This is a genomic window from Serratia sp. FGI94 (assembly GCF_000330865.1).
Classification (GTDB): domain Bacteria; phylum Pseudomonadota; class Gammaproteobacteria; order Enterobacterales; family Enterobacteriaceae; genus Serratia_B; species Serratia_B rubidaea.
The window spans coordinates 4,256,195-4,272,709 of sequence record NC_020064.1; the positions used below are offsets into that span (position 1 = coordinate 4,256,195).

Annotated in this window: 10 protein-coding genes; 2 read left to right on the forward strand and 8 right to left on the reverse strand. The window is 62.8% G+C overall.

Going from position 1 to position 16,515, the window contains the following annotated elements; genetic code table 11:
• From D781_RS19400 to tssI, 4 genes are read right to left on the reverse strand one after another with little or no spacing between them, the layout of a single operon-like run.
• The gene (locus D781_RS19400) at positions 1–4,152 is read right to left on the reverse strand and encodes an RHS repeat-associated core domain-containing protein (protein WP_015961932.1); all 4,152 of its coding nucleotides are present in this window, start codon (positions 4,150–4,152) and stop codon (positions 1–3) included.
• Between the two features lie 26 nt (positions 4,153–4,178).
• Positions 4,179–4,304, reverse strand: coding sequence for a hypothetical protein (locus D781_RS24305; protein WP_015961933.1), 126 nt, complete (start codon positions 4,302–4,304; stop codon positions 4,179–4,181).
• Positions 4,301–5,881: a hypothetical protein gene (locus tag D781_RS19405; protein WP_015961934.1), complete on the reverse strand. Its 1,581-nt coding sequence runs from the start codon at positions 5,879–5,881 to the stop codon at positions 4,301–4,303. Before D781_RS19405 ends, D781_RS24305 begins: the two co-directional genes overlap by 4 nt.
• Before the next feature lie 10 nt (positions 5,882–5,891).
• On the reverse strand, positions 5,892–8,111 hold the full coding sequence (tssI, locus tag D781_RS19410; protein ID WP_015961935.1) for a type VI secretion system tip protein TssI/VgrG: 2,220 nt from the start codon (positions 8,109–8,111) through the stop codon (positions 5,892–5,894).
• Positions 8,112–8,358: 247 nt separating this feature from the next.
• Between tssI and yfcF the strand changes: the two genes are divergently transcribed.
• Positions 8,359–8,991 (forward strand): glutathione transferase, encoded by a 633-nt coding sequence (gene yfcF / locus D781_RS19415; RefSeq protein WP_015961936.1) that lies wholly within the window; start codon positions 8,359–8,361, stop codon positions 8,989–8,991.
• A 67-nt stretch (positions 8,992–9,058) separates the two neighbouring features.
• Here yfcF and D781_RS19420 read toward each other — a convergent pair whose 3' ends face one another.
• The 3 genes from D781_RS19420 to D781_RS19430 are packed head-to-tail and all read right to left on the reverse strand — an operon-like array spanning position 9,059 to position 13,095.
• On the reverse strand, positions 9,059–10,303 hold the full coding sequence (locus D781_RS19420; protein ID WP_015961937.1) for an amino acid permease: 1,245 nt from the start codon (positions 10,301–10,303) through the stop codon (positions 9,059–9,061).
• 58 nt (positions 10,304–10,361) lie between these two features.
• Entirely contained in the window at positions 10,362–11,816 is a 1,455-nt protein-coding gene (locus D781_RS19425) for an NAD-dependent succinate-semialdehyde dehydrogenase (RefSeq protein ID WP_015961938.1), read from the reverse strand.
• A 13-nt stretch (positions 11,817–11,829) separates the two neighbouring features.
• Positions 11,830–13,095 (reverse strand): 4-aminobutyrate--2-oxoglutarate transaminase, encoded by a 1,266-nt coding sequence (locus D781_RS19430; protein WP_015961939.1) that lies wholly within the window; start codon positions 13,093–13,095, stop codon positions 11,830–11,832.
• A gap of 120 nt (positions 13,096–13,215) precedes the next feature.
• Here D781_RS19430 and D781_RS19435 point away from each other — a divergent pair, with 120 nt between their 5' ends.
• Complete coding sequence (locus D781_RS19435) at positions 13,216–14,691, forward strand: PLP-dependent aminotransferase family protein (RefSeq protein ID WP_015961940.1); 1,476 nt, start codon at positions 13,216–13,218, stop codon at positions 14,689–14,691.
• On the opposite strand, the gene D781_RS19440 is transcribed toward D781_RS19435, so the two are convergent.
• Complete coding sequence (locus tag D781_RS19440) at positions 14,674–16,293, reverse strand: ABC-F family ATP-binding cassette domain-containing protein (protein ID WP_015961941.1); 1,620 nt, start codon at positions 16,291–16,293, stop codon at positions 14,674–14,676. The two genes, D781_RS19435 and D781_RS19440, sit on opposite strands and share 18 nt — an antisense overlap.
• Between the last annotated feature and the right edge of the window lie 222 nt (positions 16,294–16,515).

A 16,515-nucleotide genomic window follows, 5' to 3' on the forward strand; every position in this document is an offset into this window, starting at 1 on the left:
TCACCCACCACATTGCCCAGGAATTCTAGTTCCTTTCCCCTTCGCTTTGACTTCAGCAGGAGACTCAAAAACCATAGCATTTACAGGTCTACCACCTGACATTCTAGACAATTTTTGTAAAGTATCATCAATACCTAATTTCTTAGCCATATCACTACCCATATCAATTGGCCCAGTTCGACCACCTTTTCCTATCCCTAACTGTTCTGCTCTCTGATATAGCTCTGGGTGTGAAATAGCAACATCAAAATCACTAACACGACCAACATCAAAAGGTTGCCCTGTAGAAAAGCTTACACCAGACACTGAACTTCCTTGCATATATGAGACAGTGCCGGGATATCCTAATCTACTCATTCCAGCCTGTAATGCTTGGCCAAATTGTTTAAATTGTCCAAAACTTTTAAAACCATGCGGTACTCCTGTCCCTGATAACCCTAGAGGATCTATCCAGCTAAGAGAATTCGGCGCATAACTATACGGGTTGTTCCCCCCAGCCAGCCCTATTGGATCCTGACTGATATAGCTCCCGATCTGCGGATCGTAGTAGCGGTAGCGGTTATAGTGCAGCCCCGTTTCCGCATCAAAGTACTGCCCCTGGAAGCGCAGCGGGTTGGCCACCCGGTCTGCATGCACCGCCCCCGGCTCGCCCCAGACTCCGCATTGTTCCGACCACACCAGCCCGCCCTGCACGTCGGTCAGCCGCACCGGCGCGCCGTTAGGGTCACAGTGGTAGTGGTAGCTACTGCGTCCCCCCTCCTGCTGCGTCAGCAGCGCGAACGGCCGGAAGCTCCCGGGGTAGTAGACGTATTCCCGCAGATTGTTAAAGAGCGCCGCCTGCCGCTTCTCACGTTGCAGCCGACCGGCCACGTCGTACAGCGCCAGCGGACGCAGCGGCTCACCGCCCGGCTCCGCCACCTCCGCCAGCAGCGCGTCGCCCTGCCAGTAGAACCAGCGGCTCTCCGTCGCCGTCTGCTTGCCTATCCGTCGCCCCAGCCCGTCGTAGGCGTAGTGCGTGACCGACTCGCCCTGGTGCACCGCCACCAGTTGCTGGCTCTCATCCCAGACAAAATCCTGCCGGCTGCCGTCAGTATAGCGCCGCTGCCGCAGGTTGCCCGCACGGTCAAACACGTAGCGCGTATCATTGTGCCAGCCCTCGCGGAACCACCCTTCCGCCGTCTCGTTCACCGCCCGCACCGTCAGCGCCAGCCGGTTGCCCGCCGCGTCGTGCATAAACCGCCGCACCCGCTCCGCCGGGTCGACGTGCGCCAGCAGCCGTCCCACCGCGTCATACTGGTAGCGGTCCGTGCCCCAGCCGCTGTCCTCCCGCGCCGTCAGGTTGCCCTGCAGGTCGTAGCGGTAGCCGGTCGAGAACAGCGGCAGCTCACCCTGCAGCGTGTGCTGGGCGGTTAGCCGCCCCTCGCCGTCATACGTCAGCTCCCGCACCAGCCCTTCACCGAGCTGCTCCCGGCACAGCCGGCCCGCCGCGTCATAGCCCAGCGCCACCGGCGCATCGTCATTCAGCCCTATCGCCGCCAGTTGCCCCGTCGTGCTCCAGCTGAACGCCACCCGGTGTCCGCCGTCGCTCTCACGCAGAATACGCTGCCCGGCGTCATTGTAGTGGTGCCGCAGCGTAAAGCCGTCCTGCGACTCCGCCAACAGCCGGCCCGCCGCGTCGTAGCGCCATGCCAGCTGCCGCCAGCGGTTCTCGCACTGCGTCAGCTGCCCGTCCGCCGCATAGCGGTAGCGCGTCAGCAGCGTGCCGCCGCTGCGTTTTTCCTGCAGCCGTCCCGCCCGGTCGTAGGCGTACGTCAGCGTACCCCCCAGCGCATCGGTGCGCTGCAGCAGGCTGCCGCCCGCATCCCAGCGGTAACCGGTCGCCTGCCCCCAGTAGTCACGCTCCTCCGTCACCCGCCCCAGCGCGTCGCGCTGCAGCCGCCACGCCTGCCCCAGCGGGTTCACCACCGCCGTCAGCTGGTCTTCGGTGTCATACTGGTACGCCACCCGCTCGCCGTCCGCCGTCCGGCACTCCGTCACCATCCCGGTGCCGTTATAGCGCAGCCGCGTCTCCCGCCCTGCCTCATCCCGGTAGCACAGCGGCTGATCTTCGCGGTCGTAGTCGATCGCCACCTGCGCCCCCGAGGCGGACAGCTGCGCCGTCAGCCGATCCTTCGCGTCATACTCATAGCGGGTCTGCTGCCCCAGCGCATCGGTTTTCAGCCGCAGGTTGCCGCGCACGTCAAAGCGCAGCTGCAGCGTCCCGCTCTGGTTGCTCGTCACCCGCCGCGGGAAGCCGTAGCGGTCATATTCCAGCGTCTGCCGTTCGCCGTCGGCCCCCAGATACTCCTCCGGCTGCCCCGTCGCATCATAGCGATAACGCCGGGTCACCCCGGTCGGATCGCTCTGCGACAGCAGGTTGCCCCGCGCATCGTACGCCATCCGCCACTGCGCGCCGTTCTCGTCTATCACCGTCTCCGGCTGCGCCAGCGCGTTATACTCCAGGCTCAGCCGGCTGCCGTCCGGCCCGATCTCCGCCGCGATTTGCCCCTGCGGGTCATACTCCCACTGGTAGCGTCGCCCGTCCGGCTGCGTCACGCTCAGCGGCCGTCCGAGGTCGTCATAGGTAAACACCGTGTTGCCGCCCAGCGGGTCGATCTCGCTAATAGGCAGCCCGCCGCTGTCGAAGCGGATATGCGAGGTGTGGCCGAGCGAGTCGGTGACCGCCACTTCATTGAGCACATCGTGATAGACAAAGCGGTAGTCGTACAGCCCGCCGTCGCCCCAGGCGTGCACCACCCGCCAGTCGGCGTCGTAGTCGTAATAAAAACGCTGGCCGTTGCGGTCCTGGTGCTGCGTCATGCGCCGGCGCTGATAGCCGAAGCGCCGCGCCGCCCCCAGCGCATCAATCTGCGCCGCCAGCTGGCCCTCACCGTCATACTCATAGCGGGTCAGCGGCGAGTAGGCGTCATTGGCCGCCTCGTACAGGCGCATGGCGATGATGCGCCCGTGCTCGACGGTGACATGCACCTCGCGCCCGGTCACTGCCTCACCGGCGTACTCCATCAGCCGCGTCAGTTGTCCCTGCCGGCGCACAAACTGCCAGCGGTTGCCGTTGCGGTCGCCCAGCGCCGCCAGCGGCATCGTGTCGCCGTCGTCGTCATCAAAATGATGATGCACGCCGTCGCTGTCTTCGTAGATCCAGCGGCGCTGCCGTTCCTCCTGCTGCCACCACAGCTGCCCGCCGTCCGGCAGGCCCACCGCCGCGTGCTCGCGCCCCGGCTGCGCCGGCAGGTCGCCAAAGGCGGTCATGCCCTCTGGGCGAATCAGCAGCATCAGCCCGCCCGCATCGCGCGTCAGGGTGATATCCGCCGGCGTGGCCCAGCCGTGGCCGCAGTAACCGGCTTCGTCGATATCCGCCGACGAGTAGCTGCGCGTCCAAGAGAGCGGCAGCCGCCCCGGCAGTAAAAAATCCTGCTGCGCCAGCGCCACGCTGCCGTCGCGGATATCCACCGGCTCGGCCCGCAGCACCTTGCACTTGAGGAAGCCGGAGTCCATATTTTTAAACAGCCTCTGGCGGAGCGCCTGAAACTGCTTCATAAACTTGCCGTAGCCGGCGCTTTTTTTAAGCTTTTTCAGTCCCTTGCCCAGGCCGCTCAGGCCGGCGCGCATCAGCAGTGCCATCACGTTGACGGTAGGCGGCCCGCCGACGATCACCCGGCTGGGGATCGCCAGATTGAGGGTCAGTGGCATCATCAGCGACAGCGGCTTGGGCTCGGCGGCGCGCTTCGGACGGAACGGCGGCATCATGCCGAGCATGTTGCAGCTCAGCACCGGCATGGTGATGCGGGCGAACGGTTCACCGTCCGCCCGCACCGTGCGGCTGCCCATAAACAGCTCGTCATCCCCCAGCTGCGGGCCGCCCGGCGCGCGCAGCGGCGGCAGCCACACGCCACCGATCGGGATATGCACCGCCATGCCGCCGGTGCCGGCGCTGGCGCGCTTGATACCGTTGACGTTCACCGTCGTGCCGATAATCGGAATGTAGTCAAAGACGTCGAACACCAGGCCGATATGGGGCGTCGGCAGCGGTCCGAACGGATAGGTATGGATATCGATCCCCAACTGAGGATCAAAGTGCGAACTGGAATGCATCGGCTATACCTTCCCTGGTTCCGACGTCAGAACAGCGCCCGCAGCAAGGCGCGCAGGAAATTACGCGCCTCGTTAGCCAGCTCACTGTCCGACAAACTGATAAAACCGACCACCAACAGCGTGATCGCCACAATAATCACTACCTTCCTCATGCTTGTTCCTTGCCTTCGTTTTGCTGAATAAACTCGCTGGCGGCATCTTCCGACGACAGCGCCATACTTTGCGGCATGTGCGACCATTCGCCGGTCGGCGCATCAAACGGATGGGCGATCTCCGGCAGGCCGTTCCAGTGCAGATGCAAATACTGACGGCCGATGGCGATCGCCTGACGAAAGCCGGGATAGCCTTCAAGGATCAGCTGTTCACGCTGGCTGCGCGCCTGCTGGAAGCTCTGTTCCAGCCCCTGCTGCAGGCGGTTCTCCGCCAGCTTCACCGCCTGAGGCGTTGCCCCCTGCTGCGCCACCTCGCCCTCCGCACGTAAAATCAGCTGCTGCTTGCGCTGCTGATACTCTTCGGCGCAGTGCTCCAGCGCCTGGGCGCGTTTATCATCCTGAATATGCAGTAAATCCTGCAGTGCCAGCGGCAAAGTGGTCTGCGCGCGCTCCTCGGCGGACAACGACCGCGCGGCGTGGATCGCCTGCGCATAGTCCGCCATCGCCTGACTCTCCTCACCACCCAGCACCAAACAGCGCCCCGCCATCCGCATCCCTTCAATAGTTAGCATGCGGTTGCCCGCCATGTGCGCCAACCCCGCCGCCAGTCGATAGGCGCCGGCCGCCTTCTGATACTCGCCGGCGCTGAACCAGGCACCGCCCTCGCCGAATGCGCTCTGCATCTGCAGCGTGGCGCGCAGTGACGAATCGCCGATGCCCTGCGCAACCTGCTGTGCCAGACTGTACTCCTCCACCGCTTTAGCAGCGGCATTGCCCTTTACCCAGCCGCCGCCAATGATGTTGTGCATCACCACCTGCTGCTCCAGCCATCCTTTTTTTCGCGCAATCGCCAGCGCCATTCCGGCTCGCGCCTCAACCTGCTGTGCCGTGCCGCGCTCGAGCAGCAGCACCGCATCGGTCATAAACTGCCGGCAGCGCAGGCGGTCGCCATCACGATCGCTGAGCTGGCTGGCGGTTTGCTGCATCAGTGACATGCCGTCAATATCCGGCGTTATCAGCCGTACGCGCTGGGGAAATGCCTGCTGCAGCGCCTGCCAGGTCGGTTGTTCCAGCGTATCAATCAGCATCACGCGCACCCCGGCAGCAATGCGCTCGACGTTTTGCTGCAGCCAGCGCTGCAGCGCCGCCTCATCACTGATATGTTCCGGCGTCATCACCGCCACCACATAGCGCAACTGCTCGCGGTGATGCTCGGCAAAATCACCGAGTAAGGTTTGCCATTGCGCAGCGCTAAAACACGGTAAACGGGACTCAAAATCCCAACCGTGCGCGTCTTCGCTGGCCTCGTAACGCTCTATCAGCTCATCCGCCAGCGCCCGGCTGTAGCCGTAGCCGGTGTCGAACGGCGCCATAAAGCCGATAAACAGGTCCGGCGCGCTGTAGTCGCTCGGCGGCTGCTGCTGCAGCGCGATAAACGCATGCACGATACTTTCGGCATTGGCCCTGACCCGCCAGATAAACAGGCGCGCAGCCGGATCTTCACTGGCCTCCAGCCACTGCCCTTCCAACTGGGCCATCAACTGCTCGGTGGGGTTTCTTGCATGGCTCTGCATCATGGATATCTGCTCAGGCATTGAGTTCTATTTTGGTGCCGTTGACCATAACACCGCTCCCGTTGATGGTGATGCTGGCGCCGCCGGCGACAATCTCAATGCTGCCGGGCAAAATCGAGATGCCGGCAGAGTCACCCACGCTGATATTGAAACTTTGCGACGCGCCGTCGCTTACCGCACCGTCGGTATAACGCGTATCACCGCCGGCGATCACGATATTGCGACCGTTGCCGATGCTGACATCCTGCTTCTTGGTGATCACCTTGTTCTCATCGCCGCTAATCGATGCCGTGCGGTTGCCGGTAATGCCCAGCGTCTGGTGGCCCTGCACCACCACGTCGCGGTTTTTCACCACGCTGACTTTCTCATTGCCGTTCACGGTGCGAGTGCGATCCTGATTGACCGTCATCACCTGATTACCTTCCACCGTCGAGGTATGGTTGCTTTTCACCGTGGCGGAATGATCGCCGGTGATGGTTTCATTGCGGCTCTGCTGCACCGTCAGGGTTTCACTGCCCTCCACCGTTTCAGTGCGGTTCTGCTTCACGGTGGTGGTCTCATTGCCGCTGATGGTTTTGGTGCGGTTCTGGCCGATGGCCACCGTCTCATTGCCGTCGACATTTTTGCTGCGGTTTTGTTTGATATGGCTGGTTTCATCGGCGCCGACGGTTTTGGTGCGGTTGCTGCCGATGGTATGGCTCTCATCGTTTTTAACGTTGGTGTCCATATTGCGTTCGGCCTGGATCCACACCTGTTCTGAACCGGCCTTGTCTTCAAAACGCAGGGCGTTGGCGTTGTCCGCCGTGCCGTCTTTGGTGCGGCTCATAAAGCCCATCTGGGTGGCGGCCGCCGGCAGCGCCCACGGCGGCATGCTGGCTTCGTTATACACGCGGCCGATCACGATCGGCCGGTCCGGATCGCCGTTAATAAAGTCGATCACCACCTCGTCGTTAACGCGCGGGATCTGCACGCCGCCGAAGCCCTGCCCGGCCCAGGCGCTGGAAACACGTACCCAGCAGGAGCTGGTGTCGTCGCCCGCCGCCAGCCGATCCCAGTGGAACTTCACCTTGATGCGGCCATATTTATCGGTCCAGATCGATTCCCCCTTCGGCCCCACCACCTTGGCGGTCTGCGGCCCGCAGGTCTTCGGCCACTCGGCCAATTGCTCCGGCCGGAAAGGCACATCCGCCGGCATCACGTTGAAGTCGATGCGGTGCTCACTGCTCTCTCCGCCGCTGGCGTAGCGGTTTTCTCGCAGGTGATATTCCGCCTGTGTCACCAGATACTGGCCATTATCAGCGGCGTAAGGCGCATTGCGCAGGGTAAACGTGTGCCCGGGCGCAATGCCCAGCGCCGTCGCCGTGGCGCTGATCTGCTGATGCTCCGCCTGCCAGGACTCCTGACGCACGCGCGCGTAAAATTCGCCGTGCTGGTGATCGACAAACCGCCCCGGCCAGTCATAGACGTCAATCTGCCCCGGCTGCGGCGAGGCGGGGTTCTGCCGCGCCTGGAACAGCCAGGCGTTCGGTTTGCGGAAGTCGTAGTCGTCAATGCTGTAAATCCCCGGCGTGACCACATCGTTGACCGCCCAGCGGCTGACGCCTTCTTCACTGGTACTACCGCCGGAAGGCGTAACGTGATAGGGAATGCTTTCGTAACCTTCGAACGGCTTATGCTGCTGGGGCGCATCCATCAACACCAGCGTCTGTTTGCCCATTTCATGGCGCCAGAAATAGTAGATGCCCTCCAACTCCATCAGCCGGCTGATAAAGTTGTAGCTGCTTTCCTGGTACTGCACGCAGTATTCCCACTGACGGTAGCTGCCGGTCAGCTGGTCCTCGCAGGCGACGCTCTGCTCCGCCAGCAGGGTTTTGACGATGTCCGGCACCGTCTGCTGCTGGAAGATACGGAAGTTGCGGTCACGCAGCATCGGCCAGATATCCGGCTCCAGTTTCAGTTGATAAACCGCATAGCGCGTATCATTGATTTCCTCGCTGCGCACCGCTGCCGCCGTCACCTTGCCATTCAGGTAACGGGGCGTCAGCAGATTCTGCGTGGGGATTTCCAGCGTGACGGTCTGACCGAGCAGCGAGCGCCGGTCGATATGGAAGTTCTGGCTAAGCAGATCAACCTGAAAAACATAGGGACGACTGAGCTGTTCGCTGCCCTGCAGCGACCAGAACATCAGTTCATCGGGGCCAAGAGGCGTGTGCGCGCGAATTCGATCCAACATAAGCTACAACCCAAAGGAAGATGGCAGAATAAAAAACAACCTATCGTAACTTCTAGCGCACTTTTAGCTGGGGGTAAATGATTAGTGAGGGAAATTAACCAATTCTGTGAAGCAGACTGAAATACCGAACTGTAACAATAACATATACATAAACACCACTAATGAGTCATTAGTTTTTGTCATTGATTTATGATGATTTATTCGGCATTAATGCGGGATATCGACTCACAACATCACAGGACCCACCATGAGCCAACCCGACACCGTACTTTATACCGATGCCAACTTTTTCAGCCCTTATGCCATGTCGGTATTTATCGCGCTGCACGAGAAAAATATTCCCTTCGCCGTCAAGCCGATCGATCTGTCCCGGGGTGAACATCAGCATGCCGCCTATACCGATATTTCCCCGCTCCAAAGGATACCGGCGCTAACGCACGACGGCTTTACCCTGTGCGAATCGTCGGCCATTGATGAATATCTGGAAGAGCTGTTCCCGCACTCCCCGCTGTACCCGGCTGACGTCAGGCTGCGCGCGCAGGCGCGTGAGGTTCAGGCCTGGCTGCGCAGCGATCTGGCGCCGCTGCGCGCAGAACGGCCGACCGAGGTGATTTTTAACGGTGAGAAACGGCCGGCGCTGTCGGCCGACGGGCAGGCCGCGGCGGAAAAACTGATCGCCGTCGCCGGCGGGCTGCTGGCACACGGGCAGGAAAATCTGTTTGGCGACTGGTGCATTGCCGACAGCGATCTGGCGCTGATGCTCAACCGCCTGGCCATGAATGGCGACCCGCTGCCGGACACGCTGCAACGCTATGTGCAACGACAGTGGCAGCATCCGTCTCTGCAGGCCTGGCTGGCACTCTCTGCGGGAAAATCATAAAAAAATCGGCGGCCACGACGCCGCCGTTCTCAATCCAGAGAAAAAACACACCACTTGAGGGAGTCTGTTACCAACCCGCCGGCAGATAGCCCAGCAATGAGGCAATGGCATACACCGCGCTGGCCAGATACAGCAGCACAATGCTGGCCTGCAGCAGCGGATGAGTGATCCAGTTGCACTGCCAGCGCGGCGTCATATCGCCGTGTTTGCGTGCGCCGCGCAAGATCAGCATCGGCATGACCGACAACACCACGCCGCTGAACACGCCGGCAAAGTACAGCGCATTCACAAATGAGACAAAACCGCTGTACGCCAGCACGAACGGCGGCAGCACCACCAGCAGCAGCACACCGAAACGACGCAGCGGCAGTTCGTCGTTGCCCAGGCGGAACTTGTCGAAAATATTGGTCAGGAAGCTACCGCCCAGCCCCCAGTAAGAGGTCAGCATGGCGCACAGCGCGAAGATATTGGCGGAGAAGAACGCCCACTGCCCCAGCGCCTGCCCCCAGGAGATAGTGGCCACATCGGAGATATTATCCAGGCCGCTGAGCGCAATCACCGACAGCGGCACCGCCGCCAGCAGCACAAAGGTGGTCGCCATGCCGACGATAATCGCCTTCGGCAGTTGCTCCGGCTTATCGGCAAAGCCGCGCGCCATTTCCGGCACGATATACTGCGCCGAGAAGCAGAACACCACCACGTTGAATACCGGCACCATAAAACGCCAGTCGCCCTCCAGCAGGCGCCCCATCTGGGTGGTGTCTTTGAGCAGCGTGGCGATCACCAGCACGCTGAGCATCACCACCATGCCGATACTGATAAACTTCTCCCCACGGCCGATGGCTTTCAGGCCAAGATACAGCACCCCGGCGGCCGGGATAAAAAACAGCAGGCTGCCGATCGCCGGCGAGATCCCCAGCAAAGATTGCAGCAGTTTACCGCTGCCGGTCATATAGGCGGTCAGCGCGCCGATGCTGTTGACGCAGACCGAGGCGAACATCAGCCAGGAGCCAAAGCCGCCGACATAGCGCTTGGCCAGGCCGCTCAGCTGCAGGTGCGTGCGGGTGCGCAGCGTGGACTCGGCCACGTACAGCATGGTGATGGTGGTCAAACAGCCCACCAACACCAGCCAGAACAGCAGTGGTAAAAAGCCGGCCTTGCTGGAGGCATAGGCTATCGACAATACGCCGGCGCCGATATTGGTGCCGACAATCATCGCCACGCCCTCAAGGAAACTCAGCGATTTGGCGGGTGCAGATGCTCGCTCCCCGGCGGCAAGCGCCGGAGAGAATGTGATGTTTTCAGCAGGCATAAGTCATCCTCTGCGGCCCGGCGAACAGCGCCGCCGGGCGGGGTTAAGTTCCCGGTGGTTACGCGTTCACGTCGATACACAGGTATTTCAGCTCCAGATATTCCTCAATGCCATAGCGCGATCCTTCGCGTCCGAGCCCTGACTGCTTCACGCCGCCGAACGGCGCCACTTCGTTGGATATCAGGCCGGTATTGATGCCGACCATGCCGTATTCCAGCGCCTCCGGCACCCGCCACTGACGCGCGGCGTTCTGGGTAAAGACGTAGGCCGCCAGACCGAATTCGGTATCGTTGGCCATCGCCACCGCCTCATCCTCATCCTGGAAGCGGAACAGCGGCGCCACCGGGCCGAAAGTTTCCTCTCTGGCAAAGCGCATCTGCTGCGTCACGCCGGTCACCACCGTCGGCTGGAAGTAGGTTCTCCCCAGCGCGTGCGGCTGGCCGCCGGTGGCGATTTGCGCGCCCTTGATCAGCGCATCGTCGATATGGCTCTGCACTTTTTCCACCGCCGCCTTATCGATCAGCGGCCCCTGCGTGGTGCCTTCCGCCGCGCCGTCGCCCACCTGCAGCCCTTCGACCGCCGTCACCAGTTTCGCCGCCAGGCGATCGTAAATGCCGGCCTGCACGTAGATACGGTTGGCGCAAACGCAGGTCTGGCCGCTGTTGCGGAATTTGGAGGCCATAATGCCGGCCACCGCCGCATCCAGGTCGGCGTCGTCAAACACGATCACCGGTGCGTTACCGCCCAGCTCCAACGACAGCTTTTTAATCGTCGGCGCACACTGCGCCATCAGAATGCGCCCTACTTCGGTCGAGCCGGTAAAGCTCAGTTTGCGCACCACCGGGCTGTCGCACAGCACCTTGCCGACCTGCGCCGCTTCGCCGGTGACGATTTGCAGCACGCCGGCCGGAATGCCGGCGTCCTGCGCCAGCTTGCCCAGCGCCAGCGCGGTCAGCGGCGTTTGTTCCGCTGGTTTGACGATCATGCTGCAGCCGGCCGCCAGCGCCGGCGCCGCCTTGCGGGTAATCATCGCCGCCGGGAAATTCCACGGGGTGATGGCCGCGCACACGCCGATCGGCTGCTTGATCACCACCAGCCGCTGCGACGCCTGCGGCGCCTGCAGGACCGCGCCGTCCACCCGTTTGGCCTCTTCGGCGAACCAGGTAATAAACGACGCCGCATAGGCCACTTCGCCGCGCGCCTCCGCCAGCGATTTACCCTGCTCGGCGGTCATCAGCTGCGCCAGATCCTCCTGCGCCGCCATAATGTGCTCCGCCCAGGCCAGCATCAGCGCCGCACGCTGTTTGGCGGTCTGCTGCTTCCAGCTCTGCTGGGCGCGCTGGGCGGCGTCAATCGCCCGTTCGGTCTCTGCGCTGCCGAGCAGCGGGATGGTGGCCAGCTCTTCGCCGGTCGCCGGGTTGATCACCGCTTCACGCTTGCCGCTCTGCGCCGCACACCACTCGCCGTCGATCAGGCACTGGCTGCGCAGCAGCTCGGGGTTACTCAGTTTCATCATCATGCGCTCCTTATTCAGCCAACGCGCGGGAAAGAATGCCCAGCGCCTTGGTGAATTGTTCTTCAGGAATGGTCAGCGGGTACAGGAAGCGGATCACGTTGCCGTGTACGCCGCAGCTCAGCAGCAGCAGGCCTTCCTGCAGGGCTTTTTGCTGTACCTGACGGGTGAATTCCGCCGACGGCTGGCCGCTGGCGGGGTCGTTAAACTCGACCGCCACCATCGACCCCTGCGCGCGGATCTCGGCGATGGCCGGACAGCTGGCGCGCGCCTGCTGCAGCACCTCCACCAGATGATGACCCAGACGCTGCGCGCGCTGGCACAGCTGCTCTTCATCAATCACGTCCATGACCGCATGCGCCGCGGCCACCGCCAGCGGGTTACCGGCATAGGTGCCGCCCAGCCCGCCCGGCGCCGGCGCGTCCATCACCTCGGCGCGGCCCGCCACCGCCGACAGCGGCATGCCGCCCGCCAGGCTTTTCGCCATGGTGATCAGATCGGGTTTGCTGTCGTAATGCTCCATGGCGAACAGCTTGCCGGTACGGGCAAAGCCGGTCTGTACTTCATCCGCCACCAGCAGGATGCCGTGCTCATCGCACAGCGTGCGCAGCGCCTGGATAAACTCCGCCGGCGCAACGTTAAAGCCGCCCTCGCCCTGCACCGGCTCCAGCACGATCGCCGCCACCTGTTTCGGGTCGATATCCGCCTTGAAGATGCGCTCCAGGCTGTTCATCGCGTCCTGCGTGCTGATGCCGTGCAGCGCGTTCGGGTACTGGCCGTGGAACACCGAGCCGGGGAACGGCCCGAAGCCCAGTTTGTACGGCGCCACTTTGCCGGTCAGCGCCATGGTCATATAGGTGCGGCCGTGGAAGCCGCCGCCAAAGGTGATAATGCCCGGACGGCCGGTATGAGCGCGGGCGATTTTCACCGCGTTTTCGACCGCTTCGGCGCCGGTGGTGAAGAAGGCGGTCTTACACGGCCCGTCGATCGGCGCGCGCTGGTTGATGCGCTCGGCCAGTGAGACGTAGCTTTCATACGGCACGATCTGGTAGGCGGTATGGGTAAAGGCCTGCAGCTGTTGCTCAATCGCTGCCAGCACTTTCGGATGACGGTGACCGGTGTTCAGCACCGCGATGCCGGCCGCAAAATCGATAACTTGATTGCCTTCCACATCCCACAGGGTGGCGTTTTCCGCCCGCTCTGCGTAAAAACCACACATAACTCCCACCCCGCGTGGCGTGGCTTGCTGACGACGTTGGTTCAGTTCTGCGTTTTTCATGGTTGCTCTCCGGTCAATAGCCGTTCAACTGTTTGTTCACATTCTTGAAACAATGCCGTTTATTTACACAGGATGTGGCCCTATAATCGAGTGCCAGTTACGAATAATTGAGGGATCCAATTGCGCTCAATCAGCGGCGATCTGTTGCTGCAGCGTCTCGGCGAACAGCCCGATGACAAGCTGCATAAACGCCTGTATAACGCCATCCGCACCAGCATTCTGGACGGCAGCCTGCCGCCTTCCAGCCGCCTGCCGGCGTCGCGCGATCTGGCGCAGGAACTGAGCCTCTCACGTAACACGGTTTTAACCGTTTATGAACAACTACTGGCAGAAGGATATGTGCTTTCTCGTCAGGGAAGTGGAACATTCGTCGCAGAAACGGTGCCGGACAGCTGTTTATCCACTACCAGCGCGCCTGTCGGCAGCGACGGCGAACAACGTCCGGTTGAACTGTCGCAGCGCGGCAACGCGCTGCTGCTGCACGCCAGCGCCAGCCCCAAACAGTGGGGCGCGTTTATTCCCGGCGTGCCGGACGTCAACGCCTTCCCGCACCAGCTGTTCAGCAAGATTCAGGCGCGCATCAGCCGCCGCCCCGCGCCGCAGCGGCTGACCTACAGCAATCAGGGCGGCAGCCCGGAGCTGCAGCAGGCGCTGGTGGATTACCTGCGCGTCGCCCGCTCGGTGCGCTGTTCGCCGGAACAGATTTTGATTACCGAAGGCATTCATCAGGCGATCGATTTGGTCACCCGCATGCTGTGCAACCCGGATGATGAAGTGTGGATTGAGGAACCGGGCTACTGGGGCATCCGCAATATTCTGCGCATGAACAGCCTGGATATCCGGCCGCTGCCGGTGGATGAGGCCGGCATCGTGCCGCCGGAACAGGTCAGCGGCGCGCCGCGGCTGATGTTCGTCACGCCGTCGCACCAGTATCCGCTGGGGTCGGTGCTGAGCCTGGCGCGCCGTCAGCGTCTGCTGGCGCTGGCGCGCCACACCGGCGGTTGGATCGTCGAAGATGATTACGACAGCGAATTCCGCTTCTCCGGCCAGCCGATCCCCGCGCTGCAGGGGCTGGAGGCCGACGCGCCGGTGATCTACATCGGCACCTTCAGCAAAACGCTGTATCCGGCGCTGCGGCTCGGTTACGTGGTGCTGCCGAAGCCGCTGACGGCGGCGCTGAAAACCGCGCACGCCGAGCTGTACCGCGGCGGTCACCTGCTGATCCAGGCGGCGCTGGCGCAGTTTATTCAGGAAGGCCACTACACCGCGCACATTCGCCGCATGCGGCTGCTGTACGCCAGGCGGCGCGCCTTTCTCACCGCGCTGATCGAACAGCATCTGGGTAAACAGGCGCTGAGCGAATTCAATAACAACGCCGGTCTGCACCTGATCCTCAACCTGCCGGACAGCGCCGACGACGTGGCGATTGCCGCCGCCGCCGGCGCGCGCGGCGTGCTGGTGCGCCCGCTGTCGCGCTATTACATGCTGCCGACCCGCCGGCGCGGCCTGCTGATGGGCTTTGCCTGCGTGCCGGAAGAGCAGATGGCCGCCGCGTTTGAGCAGTTGCTGGCCTGCATCCTAGAGAACCTGCGCTAACCAGCCCTGCGGCCGCCACTGCAGCCGGTGGGTCAGCCCCAGCCCTTGCAGGAACGCCTCATCGTGGGACACCACCAGCAGCGCACCGGGATAGCCGTGCAGCGCCGCCTCAATCGCCTGCAGTGACGCCAGATCCAGATGATTGGTCGGCTCATCCAGCACCAGCAGCTGCGGCGGGCTTTCGCGCCACAGCGCGCAGGCCAGCGCCGCTTTCAGCCGCTCCCCGCCGCTCAGCATCGCCAGCGGCAGCGTCAGGCGCTCGGCCCCCAGCTGCAGCTGCGCCAGCCGGGTGCGCAGCTCCCCGGCCGCCATCGGCATCCGTTCCAATGCCAGATGGTCCATCAGTGAACGACGCAGGTCGAACTGGCTCAGGGTCTGGTCCAGGTAGGCGGCGTTCACCGCCAGCCGGCAGCGGCCGTCGCTCGGCATCAGCTGGCCGAGAATGGTGCGCAGCAGGGTGGATTTGCCGCAGCCGTTCGGCCCGCAGACCGCCACCCGCATCGGGCCGTCCATCCGCCAGTCCAGCGGCGGCAGCGTGCTGAACGGCAGGCGCAGCTGCTCCAGCGTCAGTACCTGTTTGCCCGCCGCCAACGCGCTGCCCGGCAGGGTGAACAGCACCGGATTTTCCGTCTCGACCCGCTGCTGCGCCTGATGCACCGCGCTGTCCAGCGCGCTTTTTTGCTGCTGATGCTGCCGGCGCAGCGTGCCCAGGCTCTCTTTGGCGGCGCCTTTGTACTTCACCCGCTCGAAAGAGGCGATATTCAGATTATCCACCTCCCGCAGGGTTTTCGCCGCGCGCCGCTGGCTGGCGTCATGCTCTTTCACCAGCCGGGCGCGAGCGCGTTTACGCGCTTGTTCCGCATGATCCAGCGCCTGACGCGCCGCCTGCCGTTCCTGTTCACGCTGGCGGCAGAACGCCTGGTAGTCGCCGCTGTAGCTGTGCAGGCCATCCGGCGTCAGTTCAACGATGCGCTGCATGCGCATCAGCAGCTGCCGGTCATGGCTGGCGACCAGCAGGCCGCCGCGCCACTGCGCCAGCTGGCGGTACAGCCAGTCGCGCCCCGCCGCATCCAGATGATTGCTCGGTTCGTCCAGCAGCAGAAAATCCGCGCCGGACAGCAGCGCGCCGCACAAGGCCGCGCGCATACGTTCGCCGCCGCTGAGTTCACAGGCCGGGCGCTGCGCATGGCAGCCGCTCAGCCCGGCCTCGGCAAACGCGGCCTGCAGCCGTTCGGCCAGATCCCAGCGCCCTTCCAGCCGCTCGACGTCTTCAGCCAGCATCGCTCCGCACGCTACGCGCGCCAGCGCGGCGAACACCTCGCCGTAGCCCAGCCACTGCGCCAGCGTAACACCGGGCTCTACCGCCGACTGCTGCTGCACCCAGGCCACCAGACCGCGGGTTTCGATATGGCCGTCCGCCGGCGGCTCCCGCCCGGCCAGCAGGCGCAGCAGACGGCTTTTGCCCACGCCGTTGCGCCCCACCAGCGCACAGTGGCGGCGGTCCAGGCTCAGGTTTAACGGGCCAAACAGCGTTTCACCGTCGGCAAAGCGACAGGTTAATTGATGAATAACGAGATAAGGGGATGACGCAAAATGAGCCATAGGCACTCCTGAATGAAATCAATAGCACCCCATCCGGCAGCAAGGCTGCTCAGCATGGGACCGGATTCAACAGGCGTGATTGTTCATTTTGGTTAAGGCTCCGCAGAGAGAATGGATAAATAACGCGCAAATGCTAACCGATCTGCCGTTCAATATGCAAACACGGAGGAAGATTCATGACGGCTATCACATTCAGCGCAACGCGGATTCCCAAGCGGCAAG

Coding starts and splice junctions, on each gene's coding strand:
- D781_RS19430 (WP_015961939.1), bottom strand. CDS start 13,095: ATGAAAAACGCAGAACTGAACCAACGTCGTCAGCAAGCCACGCCACGC.
- D781_RS19425 (WP_015961938.1), bottom strand. CDS start 11,816: ATGAAACTGAGTAACCCCGAGCTGCTGCGCAGCCAGTGCCTGATCGAC.
- D781_RS19420 (WP_015961937.1), bottom strand. CDS start 10,303: ATGCCTGCTGAAAACATCACATTCTCTCCGGCGCTTGCCGCCGGGGAG.
- D781_RS24305 (WP_015961933.1), bottom strand. CDS start 4,304: ATGAGGAAGGTAGTGATTATTGTGGCGATCACGCTGTTGGTGGTCGGT.
- D781_RS19405 (WP_015961934.1), bottom strand. CDS start 5,881: ATGATGCAGAGCCATGCAAGAAACCCCACCGAGCAGTTGATGGCCCAG.
- yfcF (WP_015961936.1), top strand. CDS start 8,359: ATGAGCCAACCCGACACCGTACTTTATACCGATGCCAACTTTTTCAGC.
- D781_RS19400 (WP_015961932.1), bottom strand. CDS start 4,152: ATGCATTCCAGTTCGCACTTTGATCCTCAGTTGGGGATCGATATCCAT.
- D781_RS19440 (WP_015961941.1), bottom strand. CDS start 16,293: ATGGCTCATTTTGCGTCATCCCCTTATCTCGTTATTCATCAATTAACC.
- tssI (WP_015961935.1), bottom strand. CDS start 8,111: ATGTTGGATCGAATTCGCGCGCACACGCCTCTTGGCCCCGATGAACTG.